Raw genomic sequence first — 19,055 nt, forward strand, 5'->3', positions numbered from 1 at the left:
CCGGTCCACGGCCGCTTCGTCCCTTCCATCCTGCACCTGCGACACCCCGCCGGGCCATGGTCCCGGCGGACATCAGGGACATCTCCGGGTCGGCTCATCCCGAGGTGCCGGTCCGGTCATGATCCCTCGCGGCTCCCGGATTGGGCCGGGCGGGCCGTGGGCTGGGAGACTGACCGCATGAGCGACTCCTCCCCCGCCCGTCCCGCCGCCCCCGTCCTGGACGTCTGGTGCGAACTCCAGTGCGCGGACTGCCGTACCGCCCTCGACGATCTGCGCGCCCTGCGCGCCCGCTACGGCGACCGGCTGGAACTGCGGCTGCGGCACTTCCCGCTGGAGAAGCACAAGCACTCCTTCGCCGCCGCGCAGGCCGCCGAGGAGGCGCTGGAGCAGGGGCAGGGGTGGCCGTACGTGGAGGCGGTGCTGGGGCGGGCCGAGGAGCTGGACCGTAAGGGCGAACCCTTCCTGGTCGAGGTGGCCCGGGAACTCTGTCTGGACGCCGAGGAGTTCGACACGGCGCTGATCGACGGCCGGCACATCCTGATCGTGGACGCCGACCAGGCCGAGGGCAAGGCGATCGGCGTCACCGGCACCCCGACATATGTGATCGGCGGCGAGCGGCTGGACGGCGGCAAGAGCCAGGAAGGGCTGCGCGAGCGGATCGAGGAGATCGCGGACCGGCTGCTGGCCGAGGCCGGGCAGGGCTGAACCCGCGGCAGGCTCTCGCCCCGGCCCGGGAACAGGGCCGCGTACCTGCTTCAGAGCAGGTTCTTGTACATCGAGTAACCCACCGGCACATAGCCCAGCGACTCGTACAGCCGCTCGGCCGGGGCATTGTCGGCGAAGACGTTGAGGCCGATGGTGCGCTGCCCGGCGGCCATCGCCTGGGCCTCGGCCAGCAGCATCAGCGAGCGGCCGTGCCCCCGGCCGCGGAAGCGCGCGTCGGCCTCGACGTCGTAGACGAACGCCCCCTCCCCCGCGACCGACAGCCACAGGGTGCCGACGCGGGTGCCCTCGTGTTCCAGGACGCTGAGCAGCACCTGCTCGGTGGCGAGGCCCTGCGGGAGCAGCCTGGTCATGTCAGTGACGGCCTTGGCCCGGGCCTGGGCCTCGGGCACCCCGCGGTCGATCCAGCTCTGCGCGTAGTGCGCCTCGCTCGCCTCCATCCAGGGCCCGTACTCGGCCTCCGTCATGGGCCGGGCGCGGCTGCCCGCGGGCAGTTCGGGCGCGGTGGCGGGGAGCCGCTTCTCCATGCCGCGGTTGCGGTGCACGTAGCCCAGCGCGGCGGCGAGGCGCAGCGCGGGTCCCGCGCCGCCGGGCACCCTGGTCTCGATGCGGGTGCAGCCCCAGCCGCGGGCCACCTCCTCGGCGGCGAGCGCGGCGACGGCGCCACGGCCGCGCCCGCGGTCCGGCTCCTCGATGCTCAGGTCGACGATGCGCGCGACGGTCGGTCCGAAGAGGGGGTCCGTCGCCAGGCTTATCGCGCCGACGGGACGGCTGTTGACACACACCTGGAAGTGGCGCGACAGCACCCCGTCGGGGTCTCGCTGGAGCGGCTCGGTCGGCCGCAGGGTCGTGGTCATCACGGGTGTTCTACCCGCGATGGAGGTCCACGTCAGCTTCTTTTCCGTGAACTCACGGATCTTGGTCGTCGCCGGACCGCTCGTCGAAGACCCGCATGGCCTTGGCGGTGACCGGCCCCGGGGCGCCGGGCAGTTCGCGCTCGTCGACGCGGTGCACGGCCTGGACGTCGCGCAGCGTGGAGGTCAGGAACACCTCGTCGGCCCGCTGGAGGACATCCAGCGGCAGATCGGTCTCCTTGGCGCCCGTCCACTCCACCACCAACTCACGGGTGATGCCCGCCAGACAGCCGGAGGCGACCGGCGGGGTATGGATCTCGCCGTCCAGGACGACGAAGACGTTCGAGCCCGTGCCCTCGCAGAGTTGGCCGACCGTGTTGGCGAACAGCGCCTCGGAGCAGCCGTGTTGGTGGGCGCGGGAAAGGGCGACGACGTTCTCCGCGTACGAGGTCGTCTTCAGTCCGGTGAGCGCGCCGCGCTCGTTACGGGTCCAGGGCACCGTGATCACGGCCGTGGAGTCCGGGCGGCGGGTGGTCTCGCCGACGGCGACGACCAGGGTCGGGCCGTGCTCGCCGCGGTCGGAGCCGAGGGGGCCGTGGCCACCGGTGTAGGTGATCCGCAGCCGGCCGAGCGGCATCGGATTGGCGTCGAGTACGGCCGTACAGGCGCGGCGGACCTCGTCGTGGTCGGGGTCGGGCAGGCCGAGGCCGCGCGCGGAGCGGGTCAGGCGGTTCAGGTGCCGGGTGAGGCCGAACAGCCTGCCGTCGGTCGCCTTCACCGTCTCGAAGATGCCGTCGCCCACGGTCAGCCCGTGATCGAAGACGGAGACGCGGGCGGACTCGATGTCCTGCAAGCCGCCGTCGAGCCAGATCTTCACTTCCTAGAGCCCCTCTCCACTCACCTCGTACGTCCCCGACGCTACCGCGAGCAGCCGGGATGCCTTCAGCTCGGTCTCCCGCCACTCCCCCTCGGGGTCCGAGCCCCAGGTGATCCCGGCGCCGGTGCCGAAGCGCAGGACGCCTTCCGCGCGGTCGATCCAGAAGGTGCGGATGCCGACCGCGAGCTCGCCGGTCCCCCGGTCCGCGTCGACCCAGCCGATACCGCCGCAGTACGGGCCCCGGGGCGCCGTCTCCAGCGCGTCGATGATCCGCAGCGCGCTGGACTTGGGGGCGCCGGTGACCGAGCCCGGCGGGAAGGCGGCGGCGAGCAGCTCGGGCCAGCCGGCGTCGGGGCGCAGTTCGCCGCGCACCGTGGAGACGAGGTGCACGAGCCCCGGGTGCTTCTCGACGGCGCACAGGTCGGGGACGGTGACGGTACCGGTGGCGCAGACGCGGCCGATGTCGTTGCGGACCAGGTCCACGATCATCACGTTCTCGGCGTAGTCCTTCTCCAGCAGGTCCGCCTCGGTGCGCCCGGTGCCCTTGATCGGCCCGGACTGAACGGTCCGGCCGTCCCGGCGCAGGAACAGCTCCGGCGAGGCGGTGGCGATCTCCACGCCGTGACCGGGCAGCCGGATCGTTCCTGCGTACGGCGCCGGGTTGCCGCGGGCCAGCAGCGCGGTGAGCGCGTCGACGTCGGCGTCGGGGGCGACTGGAGCGGAGAGCACCCGGCAGAGGTTCGCCTGGTAGACCTCCCCGGCCGCGATGTACTCCCGGATCCGGCGCACGCCGTCGATGTACGCGGCGCGGTCGAGGGAGGTGGTCCAGTCCGTCTCCGCCGGTCCCCGCCATGCGCCCGGCACCGGCGCGGGCACGGGCGACTCCCGTACGTCCCGGAAGCGGGCGCAGGTCAGACGGCCCTCGAAGTCCGCGGCGACGGCCCAGAAGCCGGTGGAGTCGAGGGCCTCGGGGTCGCTGGTGACGTCGAGGAGGCCGGTGGCGAGACGGTCGCCGAAGCGGGCCAGGGGAGGGAGGTCGAGCACGTTGTCGAGTCTATGGCCGGTGTCCTCCGGGTGACCTGGGCATGTCCCCGCGGGAGCCCTGACCTGGTCGCCGGGCAGGTGAGACGCAGCACGCTGCACAAACGCGTTTTTGTACTGGCCCAGGAATCCGCTAGAGTTCAACACGTCGCCGGGACGCGCAAGCGGATCGGAAAGACAGGCGAACGTAGCTCAGTTGGTAGAGCGCAACCTTGCCAAGGTTGAGGTCGCGAGTTCGAACCTCGTCGTTCGCTCGAAAGAGCAAGGGGATCTTCCCGACCCCCTACACTCCTGGTGGAGTGGCCGAGAGGCGAGGCAACGGCCTGCAAAGCCGTCTACACGGGTTCAAATCCCGTCTCCACCTCCAAGGACGATTAGCTCAGCGGGAGAGCGCTTCCCTGACACGGAAGAGGTCACTGGTTCAATCCCAGTATCGTCCACTGGATCTTCGAGAGATCATCGAAGGTCTGACCCGCGCGATTAGCTCAGCGGGAGAGCGCTTCCCTGACACGGAAGAGGTCACTGGTTCAATCCCAGTATCGCGCACGCAAGATCCACAGCTCTCGGGCTGTGACACCCCGCGCGATTAGCTCAGCGGGAGAGCGCTTCCCTGACACGGAAGAGGTCACTGGTTCAATCCCAGTATCGCGCACACACCGAAGCCCCCGGCCCTGCGGCCGGGGGCTTCATCGTTCTCGGTCAGCTGGAGAACAGCATGTGGCCGAAGCTCTTGTGGCGCTTGTGGCCGTAGTGGCCGCCGTGCTGCGGGGCACCCCAGGCGGGAGCCGCGGGGGCGGGGGCGGCCGGGTAGGCCTGCGGGGCGGGCGGTGCCGGCGGCGCGGCCGGCTGGGACCACTGGGACTCCAGGCGGGTCAGGGCCTCCAGCTCGCCGTAGTCGAGGAATATCCCCCGGCAGCCGCTGCACTGCTCGATCTGGACGCCGTTGCGGTTGTAGGTGTGCATCGGTGCACGGCATTTCGGACACTGCATGGTCGGCTCAACTCCTCGCCGGTCGGTCCTGCTTCGGGTATCGCCAGGACAGACTCTGTCCGGCTGCGGTCGGTTGCACCCTACTTGGCGGATTCGCACGTCAACTCGGGCGGGGTGGATGCCATTCGGTCACAGGCGTCGACAAGGGACCGCTCGATGTCGTCGAGGGGACGGGCGGCCTGGGTCGCCTTGGTGAGCGCGGTGGCGGCGGTCTGGACGGTCAGAGCGCGGGCCGCGATGTCGAGGGCGGGCCAGGGGTCACCGTGCGGGGGGACCGCAGGGCCGCCCGCCGCGCGGTAGGCGGTGAGGAAGCGGGTCCACTCGTCGGGGGCCAGGAGGCCGCAGGCGTACCAGGCGGCGGGGCGGGCCAGGTCCCAGGTCGGGGTGCCGGTGCCGAGGTCGTCGACGTCGATGAGTCGCCAGGTTCCGTGGTCGGCAGGGTGGCGGACGAGCTGGCCGAGATGGAAGTCGCCGTGGCAGAGGGCGGGGGTGATGTCCGGCAACTGCGCCTCGGCTCGGGCCCAGGCCGGGAGGGCGTGCCAGGCGCGGAGGACGGGCCTGGCGGCGGTGGTCTCCGTGGCCCTCAGCCGCTCGACGGCTCGGGCGGCCTTGGCGGGGCCGCGCATGGGGGGTGTACCCGGGAGGGGTGGGTGCAGGTGGAGGCGGGCGAGAAGGGCGGCGGCGGCTTCCCAGGGGGCGGTGTCGGGGTTGTTCGGGTCCACGGGTGTGCCGTAGGGCCAGCAGGTGACGAGGCGGTCGTGGAGGGGGGCGGGGGTGGGGGTGAGCGGGGGCAGGAGGACGTCGGGGAGGGCGGAGGCTGTGGCGAGGCGGAGGGTGAGCTCGGTGGGGTCGGTGCGGGGCGGGTGCGCCTTCGCGACGGTGTCCGCGTGGCGGACGACCGTGGCGTCGGGGCGGTCGGCGAGCGTGCCGGTTGCTCCGCAGGGGCAGGCGGTACGGCGGCGGGCGTGGGCGGTTGCCGTGGCGGTGCGGGTCAGCTCCGGCACGAGACTGTTGGCTGTCACTTGGCTCCCTGCGGGGGTGGGTCCGCGCTCACCCGCGCCGGCGGGGCCGTGGTCCTCGTCCAGGACTCGGTGAGGAAAAGGTAATGCCGGCGCAGCTCCCCAGCTGCGCCGGCATTGTTGCCGTCCGCCGCACCCCCGTCCCCACGGGGTTTCATGGGTGGATGTCCCCGCCCGGACCGCTCTTCCGGGCCTGGGGTCGCCGCTCAGCGCCCCAGCATCACGCCCACGGACGACGCCTGTGTGGCCACTGTCTCCCAGCCGTCGAAGACGAGGAGAAGCAGGGCCGCCAGGGGAAGGGCCATCAGCGTCGCCACCAGCGGGTGGCGACGGCCGTCGCGGCGGGGGCGGAGCGCCGTGCGGGTCCGCGGTGCCGTGTAGGCCATGGTCCCTCTCCTGACCGTTCGGTTGTCGTGGAGCGGCGGGTGTCTGACCTCGGGGGACGAGTGCTGCACCCGCCGCTTGACCTCAAATCTACGGGCGCGGCCCCCACCGCACGTCATGCCCTCGTACCGATTGCCTGGCCTCCCGGAGGATGAGCCATCAGCCGGGGAGTACTCCCCTGGGTGGAGACGAGGTCCTAGGACTCGGGGTCTTCCCGGAGGGGGCGCCCGGTGTGCCCCGGTTTCTCGGAGGCGTCCTCGCGCGGCACCGGCTGCTCCACCAGCGCCAGGACCCGGTTCGCCATGAAGCGGGCCGTACGCACGACTGATCCGTTGCGGGTGACTTCGCTCACTTCCACCACGCCTCGACGGACCGCCGTCTCCACCCTGCGGCCCGCTCTGCTCGCCACCATCTCGTAGGTGCGGGTCGTGTCCCCCGCGTCCACGACTATCTCCACGCGATCACCCTTCACGGGTTCAATCCCCCTTCGTCGGTGGGTGGTTGGCGAGGGCGCACCTACTAAGTGCGGCTGTCTGTCCGCCCTCTGACCACTCCTCAATTCTCGCACCGGGCACTGACAATCCATCGGGCCGAGAGGGCGCGGCCTCTGCGCGCGGGCGGCCGGGGAAACGTAAGCTGTGGCTCGTCACAGGGACCGGGCAGCGGGGATGAACATGGCGATGATGCGCCTGAGGCGCGAGGACCCGCGCGTCGTCGGCTCGTTCAGGCTTCACAGGCGGCTCGGCGCGGGCGGTATGGGCGTGGTCTACCTGGGCTCCGACAAGAAGGGGCAGCGGGTCGCGCTGAAGGTCATCCGGCCGGATCTGGCCGAGGACCAGGAGTTCCGGTCGCGGTTCGCGCGTGAGGTGTCCGCCGCCCGCCGGATCAGGGGCGGTTGCACCGCGCGCCTCGTCGCCGCGGATCTCGACGCCGACCGGCCGTGGTTCGCCACGCAGTACGTGCCGGGACCGTCCCTGCACGACAAGGTCGTCGACGAGGGTTCGCTGGTCGCCGCCGAGGTCGCCGCGATCGGGGCCGCCCTGTCGGAGGGGCTGGTCGCGGTCCACGAGGCCGGGGTCGTGCACCGGGATCTGAAGCCGTCCAACATCCTGCTGTCCCCGAAGGGCCCGCGGATCATCGACTTCGGCATCGCCTGGGCCACCGGGGCCTCCACGCTCACTCATGTCGGTACGGCGGTGGGCTCCCCCGGCTTCCTCGCGCCGGAGCAGGTGCGCGGCGCGGCGGTCACACCGGCCACGGACGTGTTCTCTCTCGGGGCGACCCTGGCGTACGCCTCGATGGGCGACTCGCCCTTCGGGCACGGCAGTTCCGAGGTGATGCTGTACCGCGTGGTGCACGAGGAGCCGCAGTTGCACGGCGTGCCCGACGCGCTGGCGCCGCTGGTGCGGGCCTGTCTCGCCAAGGATCCCGAGGAGCGGCCGACCACGCTCCAGCTGTCGCTGCGGCTGAAGGAGATCGCGGCCCGTGAGGCGCAGGGGCTCACGGAGCTGCGACCGCCCGCGCCACGCACCGGCGAGACGGACCGGCCGACCGGCCGGCTCGCCGAGACCTACCCGGAGCGCGGCCAGCGGCGCCCGCAGGGCACACAGGGGAGACCGGCCCCCCGTGGCACCGGCTCGTCCTCGCGCGGTCCCGCTCCGGCCCGGGGCGGCAGCGCCTCGCGCGGTGGCGGACCGGCCTCCTCGTCCGGCCGGTCCGGGCCGCGGCCCACGCCCCCGTCGCGGAACACCGGGCGCACGGGCAACGGCGGCAGGACCGCGCCGGGCAGTGGCACCGGACGTCCGGCCCCGCGGAACACCGGCACGGGCCGTCGGCCCGCCAATCCGCAGTTGCTGCGTCAGCGGCTGTTCGTGTTCGTCGTGGTGACCCTGCTGGTCGCGCTCGGCATCGCGGCCGCCCAGGGCTGTCAGGGCCCGAGCCGGGGCAGCGGCGGCGAGCGGGGTGTCGTACGGCAGGAGCGGTCGGCCGCTCCGACGCCCGGTGCGGAGCCGGGCGCCGGAGTCGCCGGCTATGTCTCCGGGCGGCCCGTCGCCACCGCGTAGAAGGCGACCGCGGCCGCCGCGCCCACGTTGAGGGAGTCGACGCCGTGGGCCATGGGGATGCGGACCCACTCGTCCGCGGCGATCAGGGCCTGGCGGGAGAGGCCGTCGCCCTCGGCGCCGAGCATCAGGGCGACGCGGTCCATCTTGTGCGGGGCGGCCTCGTCGAGGGACTTGGCCTTCTCGTCCGGGGTGAGGGCGAGCAGCGTGAATCCGGCCTCGCGGACCGACTCCAGGCTCTTGGGCCAGGTGTCGAGACGGGCGTAGGGGACGGAGAAGACCGCGCCCATCGAGACCTTCACGCTACGGCGGTACAGCGGGTCCGCGCAGTCCGGTGAGAGCAGGACCGCGTCCATGCCGAGCGCCGCCGCGGACCGGAAGATGGCGCCGATGTTCGTGTGGTCGTTGACCGACTCCATGACGACCACCCGGCGGGCGGTCTGGAGCAGGTCGGCGGCCGTGGGCAGCGGCTTGCGCTGCATGGAGGCGAGCGCGCCGCGGTGCACGTGGTACCCGGTGACCCGCTCGGCGAGCTCCGGGCTCACCGCGTAGACGGGGGCCGGGAGTTCGTCGATGACGTCGCGCATGACGTCGACCCACTTGGCGGACAGAAGCATCGAGCGCATCTCGTAGCCCGCGTCCTTCGCTCTGCGGATGACCTTCTCGCCCTCGGCGATGAACAGGCCCTCGGCGGGTTCGCGCTTGCGCCGCAGTTCTACGTCGGTCAGACCCGTGTAGTCGCGCAGGCGCGGGTCGTCGGGATCCTCGACGGTGATGAGATCGGCCACAGAGTGATACTGCCTTGTCGTGCGTGCGGTGCCAACGGCCCGGAAGCGGGTGAGTTACCTCGGGTTACGCCTGGGTGGCCGGGCCGACCCTGACGACCTCGCCGATGACGATCACCGCCGGCGGCTTGACCTCCTGCGTGACGACCGCCTCGGCGGCCGTGGCGAGGGTCGCGTCGACGCGGCGCTGGGCGGCGGTCGTGCCCTCCTGGATCAGGGCGACGGGGGTGTCCGGGGACTTGCCGTGTGCGATGAGCGTCTCGGCGACCTTCCCGATCGTGCCGACGCCCATGAGGATCACCAGCGTGCCGGTCAGCTTGGCGAGGGAGGGCCAGTCGACCAGGGAGCGCTCGTCGTCGGGGGCGATGTGGCCGCTGACGACCGTGAACTCGTGGGCCACGCCGCGGTGGGTGACGGGGATGCCCGCGGCGCCCGGGACCGAGATCGAGCTGGAGATGCCGGGGACGACGGTGCACGGGATGCCGGCCTCGGCGAGCGCCTTGACCTCCTCCATGCCACGGCCGTAGACGAAGGGGTCGCCGCCCTTGAGGCGGACCACCGACCTGCCCTGCTTGGCGTGTTCGATCAGGGCGTTGTTGATGGCCTCCTGGGCCATGAACCGGCCGTACGGGAGCTTCGCCGCGTCGATGACCTCGACGCTGGTGGGCAGTTCGGCGAGGAGGTCGCGCGGGCCGAGGTGGTCGGTGATGACGACGTCGGCCTCGGCGAGCAGGCGGCGTCCGCGGACGGTGATCAGGTCCGGGTCGCCGGGGCCGCCGCCGACCAGGGCGACGCCGGGGGTGCGGGTGCGGTGGTGGGGGGCGACGAGGCTGCCGTCGCGCAGGCCCTCCACGACCGCGTCGCGGATGGCGGCGGTGTGGCGGGGGTCGCGGGACTTGGTGTCGGTGGTGAGGATCGCGACGGTGACGCCCTCGCTGTGGCCGGTGGCGGGGGTCCAGGCGGTGGCCTGGTCGGCGTCGTCGGCGCGGACGCACCAGACGCGGTGGCGCTCCGCCTCGGCGGAGGCCCGGGTGTTCGCTTCCGTGTCGCTGGTGGCGATGAGGGCGTACCAGGCGTCCGCGAGGTCGCCGTCCTCGTAGGGGCGCCGGTGCCAGGTGATCTCACCGGCGTCGGCGATGGCCTCGACGGAGGGGGTCGCCTCGGGGGACACGAGGTGGATGTCGGCGCCGGACGCGATGAGGGCGGGGAGGCGGCGCTGGGCCACCTGGCCGCCGCCGATGACGACGACGCGGCGGCCGGTGAGGCGGAGGCCTACGGGGTAGGCGGGGTTTTCGGCCATGAGGGTGCGCTCCTCGTACAGGCGGCGGTGCGGCGGGCGTGCTGCGGCGTTGAAGCGGCCCTGACGTGCGGATTTTACGGCGCGTGCGGGGTGGGTGGCTCGGGCGGGTGGGTTTTCCTTCCCCCAGCCCGCCCCGTCCCGAAACCGGGGGCTCCGCCCCCGGCCCTCCTGACGTGCGGTCCGTGGCCTACTTCTCGGTGACCCCGGCCGAGTCGAAGGTCGCCACCTCGTGCATCGCCCTCGCCGTGCTCTGCACCAGCGGCAGGGCCAGCAGTGCGCCCGTGCCCTCGCCGAGGCGGAGGTCGAGGTCGACCAGGGGGCGCAGGCCCAGCTTGTTCAGGGCGGCCACATGGCCCGGCTCCGCGCTGCGGTGGCCCGCGATGCAGGCCGCGAGGACCTCGGGGGCGATGGCCCGGGCGACCAGGGCCGCCGCGCCCGCGCTGACGCCGTCCAGGATGACCGGGGTGCGCAGGGACGCGCCGCCCAGCAGCAGGCCGACCATCGCGGCGTGCTCGAAGCCGCCGATCGCCGCCAGGACGCCGATGGGGTCGGCCGGGTCCGGCTGGTGGACTTCCAGGGCCCGGCGTACGACCTCGGTCTTGCGGGCGAGGGTCTCGTCGTTGATGCCGGTGCCGCGGCCCGTCACCTCGGCCGGGTCGGCGCCGGTGAAGACCGAGATCAGGGCGGCGGACGCGGTGGTGTTCGCGATGCCCATCTCACCGGTCAGCAGGGCCTTGTTGCCGGCCGCCACCAGGTCGCGGGCCGTCTCGATGCCGACCTCGATGGCCTGCTTGCACTCCTCGCGGCTCATCGCGGCGCCGGTGGTCATGTCGGACGTGCCCGCGCGGACCTTGCGGGGCAGCAGGCCGGGCGTGGCCGGGAGGTCGGCGGCCACACCGACGTCCACGACGCAGACCTCGGCGCCCACCTGTCCGGCGAAGGCGTTGCAGACCGCTCCCCCGCCGAGGAAGTTGGCGACCATCTGGGCCGTCACCTCCTGCGGCCAGGGGGTGACGCCCTGGGCGTGCACGCCGTGGTCGCCCGCGAAGATCGCGACGGCCGCGGGCTCCGGGATCGGCGGCGGGCACTGGCGGGACAGGCCGGACAGCTGCGCGGAGATGATCTCCAGCATGCCGAGCGCCCCGGCGGGCTTGGTCATGCGCTTCTGCCGCTCCCACGCCTCGCCGAGCGCCTTGGCGTCCAGCGGGCGGATCTGGGCGACGGTCTCGGCGAGCAGGTCGTGCGGGTCCTCGCCGGGCAGGGCACGACGGCCGTACGTCTCCTCGTGCACGACCCACGACAGCGGGCGGCGCTTGGACCAGCCGGCCTGCATCAGCTCGGGCTCGTCCGGGAACTCGTCGACGTACCCGACGCACAGGTAGGCGACGACCTCCAGGTGCTCGGGCAGACCGAGGGTGCGGACCATCTCGCGCTCGTCGAAGAAGCTGACCCAGCCGACGCCGAGGCCCTCGGCGCGGGCGGCGAGCCAGAGGTTCTCGACGGCGAGCGCGGAGGAGTACGGCGCCATCTGCGGCTGGGTGTGCCGGCCGAGGGTGTGCCGGCCGCCGCGGGTCGGGTCGGCGGTGACCACGATGTTCACCGGGGTGTCGAGGATGGCCTCGATCTTCAGTTCCTTGAACTGCTTCGCCCGGCCCTTGGGCAGCGACTTGGCGTAGGCGTCGCGCTGCCGCATCGCCAGCTCGTGCATGGTGCGCCGGGTCTCGGCGGAGCGGATGACGACGAAGTCCCAGGGCTGCGAGTGGCCGACGGAGGGGGCCGTGTGGGCGGCCTCCAGGACGCGGAGCAGCACCTCGTGCGGGATGGGGTCGCCGCGGAAGCCGTTGCGGATGTCCCGGCGCTCGCGCATGACCTTCAGCACGGCCTCGCGCTCGGCGTCCTCGTAGGCGGGCGCGGCCGGACCGGTGGGCCGGCGTGGTTCTGCCACGGGGGCCGTGCTCTCTTCCTGGTCGGCGGCCCTGGTGTCCAGGTCCTCCGCGTGCTGTACGGGCTCGGGGTCACCCGCGCGCGGTGCGGGCACCGCCGGTGCGTCCTCGGTGGGCAGCACGATCGGCTGCGGCGGGGTCGGCGCGAGGTGCGGAGTCGTCGGCACCTGCCCTTCCACCGGCACGAACTGGCCGAGCGGCAGGTCGGGGCGGGGCTCCAGGGGTACGCCGGCGGCGGGCGTACCGGCGTCGGACAGCTGGATCTGCGGCCCGGCGTCCGACGGCTGGATCTGCGGCCCGGCGGGCTCGGCGACATACGGCTGCGGCACAGGAACCGGCTCCTCCTCCACGGACGCCTCCGACTCGGGGGCCATCGCGGGCGCCTCCGCCACGACGACGGCGGCATCGTCGGCCGGGGGCTGGACCGGGGCTTCGGGGGCCTCCGGTGCGACGGCGGCCGGGGCCTGGGCGAACTCGTCCGCGGGAGCCTCGGCCACGGGCACCGGCTCGGGCAGCGGAGCCCCGGGGGCGGACGGCTCCTCGGCCACGACCGGGATCGGCTCGGGAGCGACCGGCTCGGGAGCAATGGGCTCCGCGGCAAGGGGCTCCACGGCGATCGGCTGTGCGGGGGCGGGCTCGGCGAGCACCGGCTCGGCGGGCTCGGCTACGACGGCCTCCGCGACCGGAAGCGCCTCGTGCGCCGCGGCCTCGACGACCACCGGAGCCTGCGGCGCGGCCTCCTCGGCCACGATCGTCTCCGGCTCGGGCGTCACGGCCTCGGCGGCGGCCGGAACGGCGTCGACGCCCTCGACCTGGACCTCCGTCGGCGCGGCGACCTCGGCGTCCTGGGGCACCTCGGCGACCGGGATCACCTCGGCGTCCTGGACCGTCTCGGCGACCTGGACCGTCTCGGGCGCCGCAGCGGGCTCGACGACCTGCACCGTCTCGACAACCTGCGCCGCCTCGACAGCCTCCGTCGCTTCGACGACCGGCGCCGGTTCGACGACCGGCGCCGGTTCGGCGACCGGCTCCACCGCGGGGACGGCCTCGGCGGCGCCGGTACCGGAATCACCCCCGGCCACCGGGACCTGCCCGGCCGTCTCCTCCGCCGTGGGCACTGGCACCGGCACCGGCTCGGCAGTCTGCGGCTCCTGGGCGGTGGGCGTGAGCTGCGGCTCCTCGGCGGCCGGTACCTGCTGCGCGACCGCCTCGGTGGTGAGGCGGGCCATCGCGGCCTGGGCCGGGTCCGTCGGTTCGGGAGCGGGCGCCGGCTGCGGAACAACCGTTTCGGCAGCCGACACCTCGGCGCTCACCGGCGCGGGTACGGTGACGGGCACGGGCGCCTGTACGGGAGCCGGCATCTGCGCACCCCAGGGCGCCGCGGCCTGCGGCTGAGGCTGGGGCACGTCCAGGTACTCGGGACCACTGGTGGCCGGCCCCGGCTGCCGTACCGGTGCGCCCACGGCGCCGCGGTCGGCGAGGGAGCGGACCGGGCTGGCGGAGGCGTCGGGGGTCGGCGGGCCGAGGTGCAGCGGGCGGCGCGGGGCCGTCGGCGGGATCGGCGCCGCTCCCGGTGTACGGACCGCGGTGAGGTCGACGGCGCCGCTGTCGCGGCCGGACATCTCGTGCGCACCGGGTTCGTGCAGGGCCTCCACGACCGGTTCCGGCGCGGGCGGGGCGACCTCGTTGCCCCAGGCGCTCTGGGCGCCGGGCAGCAGCAACAGGTCTTCGTCCTCGGCGGTGGTCTCGGAGAGGTAGGTGTACGCACCCGGCGCGGGGACGCCCGGCTGTTCCACCATGCCTGCGTTCTCCGGCAGCCCCTCGCCCGGGACCTGGCCGGTGTCGGTCATGCGTACCCCTCGCCCATCGGTTAGTGCTCCTACGACCAGCTCACCCGGAGCGGCGCACCGACCGCCCCGTAGTGAAGAACGAGCGGGCGCGCCCAGCGGCACGAACGACCCGTCCACAAAGACGACAAAGCCATTAACTGGCATTGTCGCGGCCGTTCCCCCGTCACGACAGCTTCATCCGCGACGAGACCGCTGTGGACTGCGCCACGTTGCGCGTCCTCAGGTTCTGCCGTACCACACCCACCCCAAAACGGGCGCGTTTTCCGGACATTGACCGACGAAGGGCCGGGCGTCCGAAGTGCGGTGCAACGATCGGCCAGCCTACCGCGCGCGGTACGACAACAGGATCACGGGGACGGGATCCACATCAGGTCGTTCTGTCCGGCAGCAGGCCGCTGAGCAGGAACGCGACGCTCCGTTCCCGCTCCGTCCAGGCGCGCGTGTCGAGTTCGACGGACTGGAGCAGCGCACACTCGACGCGGTAGCCGTGTTCGGTCAGATCACGGCCGATGAGTTCGGCTTCGTCGCGGGTGGCCGCGTGGGTGACGATGCGCTGCGGACGGCGGTCCGCGACCGCGGAGACGACGGCCGCTCCCCCGCCGCCGACCCGGACGACATCCGGTTCGGGGAGGTTCTCCAGGACGTGCGGGGCGGTGCCGTGCACGGTCTGGAGCTGGACGCCGAGGGTGCGGGCGTTGGCGTCGGTGCGATCACAGGCCCGCGGGTCGCGGTCGACGGCGATCACGGCGGCCCCGGCCCGGGCGGCCTCGGTGGCGAAGGCGCCGCTGCCGCAGCCGATGTCCCACACCAGGTCGCCGACGCGCGGTCCGAGCCGGGCCAGTTGGGCCGCGCGCAGCGGTTCCAGCTCGCCTTCGCCCATCAGGCCGCCGTACGCCGCTGCGGGCAGGGTCCAGCCGCGCGGGCCCGCGGACGGATCGCGGCCCGCCAGCCAGCCGCCGCCCTCCGCGCCCCCCGCCGGGCCGCCGATGACGATGACGACGTTGGGGTCGCGCCAGGTGTGGTCGGGGGCCTTGTCGGAGGTGACGACGGTGACCTGTTCTCGCTCGGTGCCCAGTTCCTCACAGATGACGAAGGTGCGGTGGACGCCCTCCAGGAGCAGTCCGAGCTCGGCGGGGCCCGCGCCGGGTGAGGTGAGGACGGCGACCTTGGTGTGGGCGCGGCACACATTCACCGCGCGTCGCAGGGTGCGACGGTGTGCGACGACCACTTGTGCGTCGTCCCAGGGCATGCCGGCGCGGGCGAAGGCGGCGGCGACCGAGGAGACCGCGGGGACGACCTCGACCTCCAGGCCGAACTCGGGGGCGCGCAGGGTCCGTACGACGCCGAAGAAGCCGGGGTCGCCGTCGGCGAGCACCACCGCGGTGCCGCGGTGGCCGGCGATCCGGCGGGCGGCGAGGGCGACACTGCCGAGGCGGATGCGCTCGGCGCCGGGCGGCACCTCGGGCAACGCCAGATGGTGGGCGGCGCCGGCCACCAGCGTGGCGGCGCCGAGGGCGGCGCGCGCCGCCGCGGTCAGCGGCGAGCCGTCCCAGCCGATCACCGTGACCCGGTCGGCCATCGTCGTCAGTCTCCAGGGGTTTACGCAGGTGGACGGGGCAACCTGAGCGTATCCCGTCCGACCGGGATCAGTTCCAGTCGGAATAGGTGGGGAAACCGCCGTTGTCGGCCAGCTCCCCCGCGCCCTCCAGGTCCTCCGGCAGCAGACTCCAGACGATGAAGTCGGTGCGCACATCGGTCCAGGTGCCGTCCTCGGTGCGGACGTGCGCTATGCACGCGTTGCGCAGGACGCCCTCGCTGATGCAGCCGATCTTCTGGGCGACCTGCTGGGAGGCGGTGTTGTCGGCGGCCGTGCGCAGCTCGATGCGCTCGAACTTCCGGTCGCTGAACAGCCATTGGGCGGTGGCGAGGGCGGCCTCGGAGGCGTAGCCCTCACCGCGGGCCCAGGGCGCGACGATGTACGACAGCTCGGTGGAGCGGATGTGCCAGTTGGTCTTGGAGAGTTGGACGATGCCGACCAGGCGCTGGGTGAGGAACTCGGTGACGGCGAGGTCGAGGCCGCGGCCCGCCGCCCGCTCACCGGGGGCGTACTGGGTGATCCAACTGTGCGCGCCGGCCTTGGTGAACGGCTGGGGCACGTGGGTCCAGGCGGCGACCTGCTCGTCGTTCATCATCTCGGTCAGGGCGGGCACGTCGTCCTCGTCGAGGGGACGCAGCACCAACCGCTCCGTGCTGATGGAGATGTTGGGGAAGGTGCTCGTCATGCTCGGCTCCGTAACCTTCGAGAATGTCAGGCCTGCTGAACTGCCCAGCATGCAGCATGAAAGCACCGAACCGCACCACGGGGTACGCCTGTTCGACGAGGGCGGAACCGTGGTGCGGTGCGATGGAGCCGAGGAGAAGTCGATCAGTCGATCAATCGATCCTTCAGAAGCCGGAGGACGTCCGGAAGGACGTCAGAAGGACGCTCAGAAGGACGCGATGACGGAACCGGCGTACTTGTCCTCGATGAACTTCTTGACCTCGGGGGAGGTCAGGAGCTTCGCCAGCTTCTTCACCCGCGGGTCGTTCTCCTGGCCCTCCTTGACGGCGAGGAAGTTGCCGTACGGGTTGTCCGTCGCGGACTCCAGGACGAGGGCCTCCTCGGCGGGCTTGAGGTCGGCCTCGATGGCGTAGTTGCCGTTGATGACCGCGGCGTCGACGTCGTTCAGGGAGCGCGGGGTCTGGGCCGCCTCCAGCTCCTTGAACTTGAGGTTCTTGGGGTTCTTGACGATGTCCGCGGGCGTCGCCTCGTTGCCCGCGCCGTCCTTCAGCGTGATGATCCCGTTGGCGTCGAGGAGTTTGAGGGCACGGGCCTCGTTGACGCTGTCGTTCGGGACGGCGACGGTGGCACCGCTCTTGAGGTCGTCGGCGCTCTTGACCTTGTTGGAGTACAGGCCGAGCGGCTCCAGGTGAACCGTGACGACGGGCACGATGTGGGTGCCGTTCTTCTTGTTGAAGTCGTCGAGGTACGGCTGGTTCTGGAAGTAGTTGGCGCCGACCGATCCGTCCTCCGTCGCCGTGTTCGGCGTGACGTAGTCGGTGAACTCCTTGACCTCCAGGTCGAGTCCGGCGTCCTTCGCCAGGTTGTCCTTGACGTAGGTGAGGATCTCGGCGTGCGGGACGGGGCTCGCGGCGACGACCAGCGGTCCGCTGGTGTCGGAGGCGGCGTCGCTGTCGGAGGAGCCGCAGGCGGTGAGCCCGAAGGTGAGGGTTCCGGCGGCGAGGACGGCGGTGGTGATCTTGGCGGTGTTACGCACGAAAAGTGCCTTTCCTGAAGGGGTGGTGCAGCCCCGTCGAGGGTGTGACGGGGAGTCTTGGGGGGAGGAGGCTCAGACGGTCTTGCTGGTGGCCGTCGCCGCCTTCAGCAGCCGGAGCTTGGGCGCGGCGCCCGAGCGGCCGCCGCGGCGGTGCAGGGAGCGGGCCGCGTAGTCGCCGGCGAACTGGATGAGGGAGATGACCACGGCGAGGATCGCCACGGTGATCCACATCAGCTCGGTCTCGAAGCGCTGGTAGCCGTAGCGGATGGCGATGTCGCCGAGGCCGCCGGCGCCGACCGTGCCGGCCATCGCGGAGTAGCCGATGAGGGCGACGATCGTGGTCGTGGTGGAGGCGATCAGCGAGGGCAGGGACTCCGGTACGAGGACCTTGCGGACGATCGTCCAGGTGTTGCCGCCCATCGACTGCACGGCCTCGACAAGCCCGCCGTCCACTTCGCGGACAGCCGTCTCGACCAGCCGCGCGAAGAACGGGATGGCGCCGATGGCGAGCGGCACGATGGCGGCCTCACGGCCGATCGTGGTGCCGGTGATGGAGCGGGTGAAGCCCATCAGCGCGACCATCAGGATGATGAACGGCATCGAGCGGGCGACGTTCACGACCTGCCCGATGACCTTGTTGGCGACGACGTTCTGGAGCAGTCCGCCCTTGTCGGTGAGGACGAGGAGGACGCCGAGCGGGAGTCCGCCCACGATGGCGATGACCGTGGACCAGCCGACCATGTAGAGGGTGTCCCAACACGCCTGCTCCAGCAGCGGCTGCATCTCGGACCAGGTCACTTGGCACCTTCCTTCAGCAGAACGGGCTCCTGGCCCAGGACGTCGATCTGGAGACCCTGCTCGCGCAGGAAGCCGATCGGCACGACGTTGTCCTCGTAGCGGCCGGGCAGTTCGATGCGCATCCGGCCGACCTGGAGGCCGCCGACGGTGTCGATGGCGGCGCCGAGGATCGAGATGTCGACGTTGTAGGTGCGCGCCAGCTGGGAGATGACGGGCTGGGTGGCGGCCTCGCCGTGGAAGGTGACGTCGACGACGGTGCGCTCGGCGTCGCCGGCCTCGCCGCTCACCGGGAACAGCGCGGTGGCGAGCTGGGAGCCCGGGGTGGCGAGCAACTCGCTGACGGTGCCGGACTCGACGATGCGGCCCTGTTCCATGAGCGCGGCGGAGTCGCAGATGGACTTCACGACGTCCATCTCGTGCGTGATGAGCAGGACCGTGAGGCCCAGCTGCCGGTTCAGGTCGCGCAGCAGCTGGAGGATGGAGCGGGTGGTCTCGGGGTCCAGGGCGCTGGTCGCCTCGTCGGAGAGCAGCACCTTGGGGTCGCCGGCCAGGGCGCGGGCGATGCCGACGCGCTGCTTCTGGCCGCCGGAGAGCTGGGCCGGGTAGACCTTGGCCTTGTCGCCGAGACCGACCAGGTCGAGCAGTTCGAGCGCCTTGCGGGAGCGCTCCTTGCCCGACGTGCCGAGGATCTCCAGCGGCAGCTCGACGTTGTCCTGCACGGTCCGCGAGGACAGCAGGTTGAAGTGCTGGAAGACCATGCCGATCCGGCTGCGCGCCCGCCGCAGCTCCTTGCCGGCGCGCGGTCCGCGACCGGCGAGGGCGGTGAGGTCCTGGCCGGCGACGGTGACCGTGCCGGCGGTGGGGCGCTCCAGGAGGTTGACGCAGCGGATGAGCGAGGACTTTCCGGCGCCGGACTGGCCGATGACGCCGTACACCTCGCCTTCGCGGACGTGCAGGTCGACGCCGTCGAGGGCGGTGACCTCTCGACCGCGGGTGCGGTAGACCTTGGTCAGGCCCGATGTGGTGATCACAGGGGTTTCCGTCACTGTCGAGTACGCGGGCGTGGGTGTGCCCTGGTACGGGAGGGAATGTGTGCGCGGGGCAGGGGGGTCAC

General features: G+C 72.3%; 17 protein-coding genes and 5 tRNA genes. 7 read left to right on the forward strand and 15 right to left on the reverse strand.

What is annotated here, in order from left to right; genetic code table 11:
* Positions 1–177 precede the first annotated feature (177 nt).
* On the forward strand, positions 178–705 hold the full coding sequence (locus tag STRCI_RS07990) for a DsbA family protein (protein WP_269658152.1): 528 nt from the start codon (positions 178–180) through the stop codon (positions 703–705).
* Positions 706–755: 50 nt separating this feature from the next.
* Here STRCI_RS07990 and STRCI_RS07995 read toward each other — a convergent pair whose 3' ends face one another.
* The 3 genes from STRCI_RS07995 to STRCI_RS08005 are packed head-to-tail and all read right to left on the reverse strand — an operon-like array spanning position 756 to position 3,498.
* Entirely contained in the window at positions 756–1,580 is an 825-nt protein-coding gene (locus tag STRCI_RS07995) for a GNAT family N-acetyltransferase (protein WP_269658153.1), read from the reverse strand.
* Positions 1,581–1,632: 52 nt separating this feature from the next.
* Complete coding sequence (locus tag STRCI_RS08000; RefSeq protein ID WP_269658154.1) at positions 1,633–2,454, reverse strand: aminotransferase class IV; 822 nt, start codon at positions 2,452–2,454, stop codon at positions 1,633–1,635.
* A 3-nt stretch (positions 2,455–2,457) separates the two neighbouring features.
* Positions 2,458–3,498: a chorismate-binding protein gene (locus STRCI_RS08005; RefSeq protein ID WP_269658155.1), complete on the reverse strand. Its 1,041-nt coding sequence runs from the start codon at positions 3,496–3,498 to the stop codon at positions 2,458–2,460.
* A 178-nt stretch (positions 3,499–3,676) separates the two neighbouring features.
* On the opposite strand from STRCI_RS08005, the gene STRCI_RS08010 reads away from it, so the two are divergent.
* From STRCI_RS08010 to STRCI_RS08030, 5 genes are all read left to right on the forward strand, one after another.
* Positions 3,677–3,749: transfer RNA gene (locus STRCI_RS08010), tRNA-Gly, on the forward strand.
* 39 nt (positions 3,750–3,788) lie between these two features.
* Positions 3,789–3,862: transfer RNA gene (locus STRCI_RS08015), tRNA-Cys, on the forward strand.
* A gap of 1 nt (position 3,863) precedes the next feature.
* Positions 3,864–3,935 (forward strand) — tRNA-Val (locus STRCI_RS08020).
* 34 nt (positions 3,936–3,969) lie between these two features.
* A tRNA-Val gene (locus STRCI_RS08025) sits at positions 3,970–4,041 on the forward strand.
* Between the two features lie 34 nt (positions 4,042–4,075).
* Positions 4,076–4,147: transfer RNA gene (locus STRCI_RS08030), tRNA-Val, on the forward strand.
* A 47-nt stretch (positions 4,148–4,194) separates the two neighbouring features.
* On the opposite strand, the gene STRCI_RS08035 is transcribed toward STRCI_RS08030, so the two are convergent.
* From STRCI_RS08035 to STRCI_RS08050, 4 genes are all read right to left on the reverse strand, one after another.
* Complete coding sequence (locus STRCI_RS08035) at positions 4,195–4,485, reverse strand: TFIIB-type zinc ribbon-containing protein (RefSeq protein WP_015661748.1); 291 nt, start codon at positions 4,483–4,485, stop codon at positions 4,195–4,197.
* 80 nt (positions 4,486–4,565) lie between these two features.
* Positions 4,566–5,507 (reverse strand): phosphotransferase family protein, encoded by a 942-nt coding sequence (locus tag STRCI_RS08040; protein ID WP_269658156.1) that lies wholly within the window; start codon positions 5,505–5,507, stop codon positions 4,566–4,568.
* Between the two features lie 203 nt (positions 5,508–5,710).
* Positions 5,711–5,890 (reverse strand): hypothetical protein, encoded by a 180-nt coding sequence (locus STRCI_RS08045; RefSeq protein WP_015661746.1) that lies wholly within the window; start codon positions 5,888–5,890, stop codon positions 5,711–5,713.
* Between the two features lie 194 nt (positions 5,891–6,084).
* Positions 6,085–6,360, reverse strand: a complete 276-nt coding sequence (locus tag STRCI_RS08050; protein WP_269658157.1) for a hypothetical protein — start codon at positions 6,358–6,360, stop codon at positions 6,085–6,087.
* A gap of 196 nt (positions 6,361–6,556) precedes the next feature.
* Here STRCI_RS08050 and STRCI_RS08055 point away from each other — a divergent pair, with 196 nt between their 5' ends.
* Complete coding sequence (locus STRCI_RS08055; RefSeq protein WP_269658158.1) at positions 6,557–7,951, forward strand: serine/threonine-protein kinase; 1,395 nt, start codon at positions 6,557–6,559, stop codon at positions 7,949–7,951.
* Here STRCI_RS08055 and STRCI_RS08060 read toward each other — a convergent pair.
* From STRCI_RS08060 to STRCI_RS08095, 8 genes are all read right to left on the reverse strand, one after another.
* Positions 7,918–8,736, reverse strand: coding sequence for a TrmH family RNA methyltransferase (locus STRCI_RS08060; protein WP_269658159.1), 819 nt, complete (start codon positions 8,734–8,736; stop codon positions 7,918–7,920). The two genes, STRCI_RS08055 and STRCI_RS08060, sit on opposite strands and share 34 nt — an antisense overlap.
* Positions 8,737–8,800: 64 nt before the next feature.
* Positions 8,801–10,033 (reverse strand): uroporphyrinogen-III C-methyltransferase, encoded by a 1,233-nt coding sequence (gene cobA, locus STRCI_RS08065; protein ID WP_269658161.1) that lies wholly within the window; start codon positions 10,031–10,033, stop codon positions 8,801–8,803.
* A gap of 187 nt (positions 10,034–10,220) precedes the next feature.
* Positions 10,221–13,826, reverse strand: coding sequence for a nicotinate-nucleotide--dimethylbenzimidazole phosphoribosyltransferase (gene cobT, locus STRCI_RS08070; RefSeq protein WP_269658162.1), 3,606 nt, complete (start codon positions 13,824–13,826; stop codon positions 10,221–10,223).
* A 367-nt stretch (positions 13,827–14,193) separates the two neighbouring features.
* Positions 14,194–15,405, reverse strand: coding sequence for a precorrin-6y C5,15-methyltransferase (decarboxylating) subunit CbiE (gene cbiE / locus STRCI_RS08075; protein ID WP_269658163.1), 1,212 nt, complete (start codon positions 15,403–15,405; stop codon positions 14,194–14,196).
* A 67-nt stretch (positions 15,406–15,472) separates the two neighbouring features.
* A complete protein-coding gene (locus STRCI_RS08080; RefSeq protein WP_269658164.1) occupies positions 15,473–16,108 on the reverse strand; it encodes a GNAT family N-acetyltransferase in 636 nt (211 codons plus the stop codon).
* A 204-nt stretch (positions 16,109–16,312) separates the two neighbouring features.
* Positions 16,313–17,143, reverse strand: coding sequence for a MetQ/NlpA family ABC transporter substrate-binding protein (locus tag STRCI_RS08085; RefSeq protein ID WP_269658165.1), 831 nt, complete (start codon positions 17,141–17,143; stop codon positions 16,313–16,315).
* Positions 17,144–17,215: 72 nt separating this feature from the next.
* The gene (locus tag STRCI_RS08090) at positions 17,216–17,941 is read right to left on the reverse strand and encodes a methionine ABC transporter permease (RefSeq protein WP_269658166.1); all 726 of its coding nucleotides are present in this window, start codon (positions 17,939–17,941) and stop codon (positions 17,216–17,218) included.
* Entirely contained in the window at positions 17,938–18,972 is a 1,035-nt protein-coding gene (locus tag STRCI_RS08095) for a methionine ABC transporter ATP-binding protein (RefSeq protein WP_269658167.1), read from the reverse strand. The genes STRCI_RS08090 and STRCI_RS08095 overlap by 4 nt, the downstream gene beginning before the upstream one ends.
* Positions 18,973–19,055: the final 83 nt, after the last annotated feature.

This window comes from Streptomyces cinnabarinus (genome assembly GCF_027270315.1).
GTDB lineage: Bacteria > Actinomycetota > Actinomycetes > Streptomycetales > Streptomycetaceae > Streptomyces > Streptomyces cinnabarinus.

Bases quoted from the DNA above. Each gene is read 5' to 3' on its own strand.
- STRCI_RS07990 (WP_269658152.1), top strand. From the start codon at position 178: ATGAGCGACTCCTCCCCCGCCCGTCCCGCCGCCCCCGTCCTGGACGTC.
- STRCI_RS07995 (WP_269658153.1), bottom strand. From the start codon at position 1,580: ATGACCACGACCCTGCGGCCGACCGAGCCGCTCCAGCGAGACCCCGAC.
- STRCI_RS08035 (WP_015661748.1), bottom strand. From the start codon at position 4,485: ATGCAGTGTCCGAAATGCCGTGCACCGATGCACACCTACAACCGCAAC.
- STRCI_RS08045 (WP_015661746.1), bottom strand. From the start codon at position 5,890: ATGGCCTACACGGCACCGCGGACCCGCACGGCGCTCCGCCCCCGCCGC.
- STRCI_RS08055 (WP_269658158.1), top strand. From the start codon at position 6,557: ATGAACATGGCGATGATGCGCCTGAGGCGCGAGGACCCGCGCGTCGTC.
- cobA (WP_269658161.1), bottom strand. From the start codon at position 10,033: ATGGCCGAAAACCCCGCCTACCCCGTAGGCCTCCGCCTCACCGGCCGC.
- cobT (WP_269658162.1), bottom strand. From the start codon at position 13,826: ATGACCGACACCGGCCAGGTCCCGGGCGAGGGGCTGCCGGAGAACGCA.
- cbiE (WP_269658163.1), bottom strand. From the start codon at position 15,405: ATGGCCGACCGGGTCACGGTGATCGGCTGGGACGGCTCGCCGCTGACC.
- STRCI_RS08080 (WP_269658164.1), bottom strand. From the start codon at position 16,108: ATGACGAGCACCTTCCCCAACATCTCCATCAGCACGGAGCGGTTGGTG.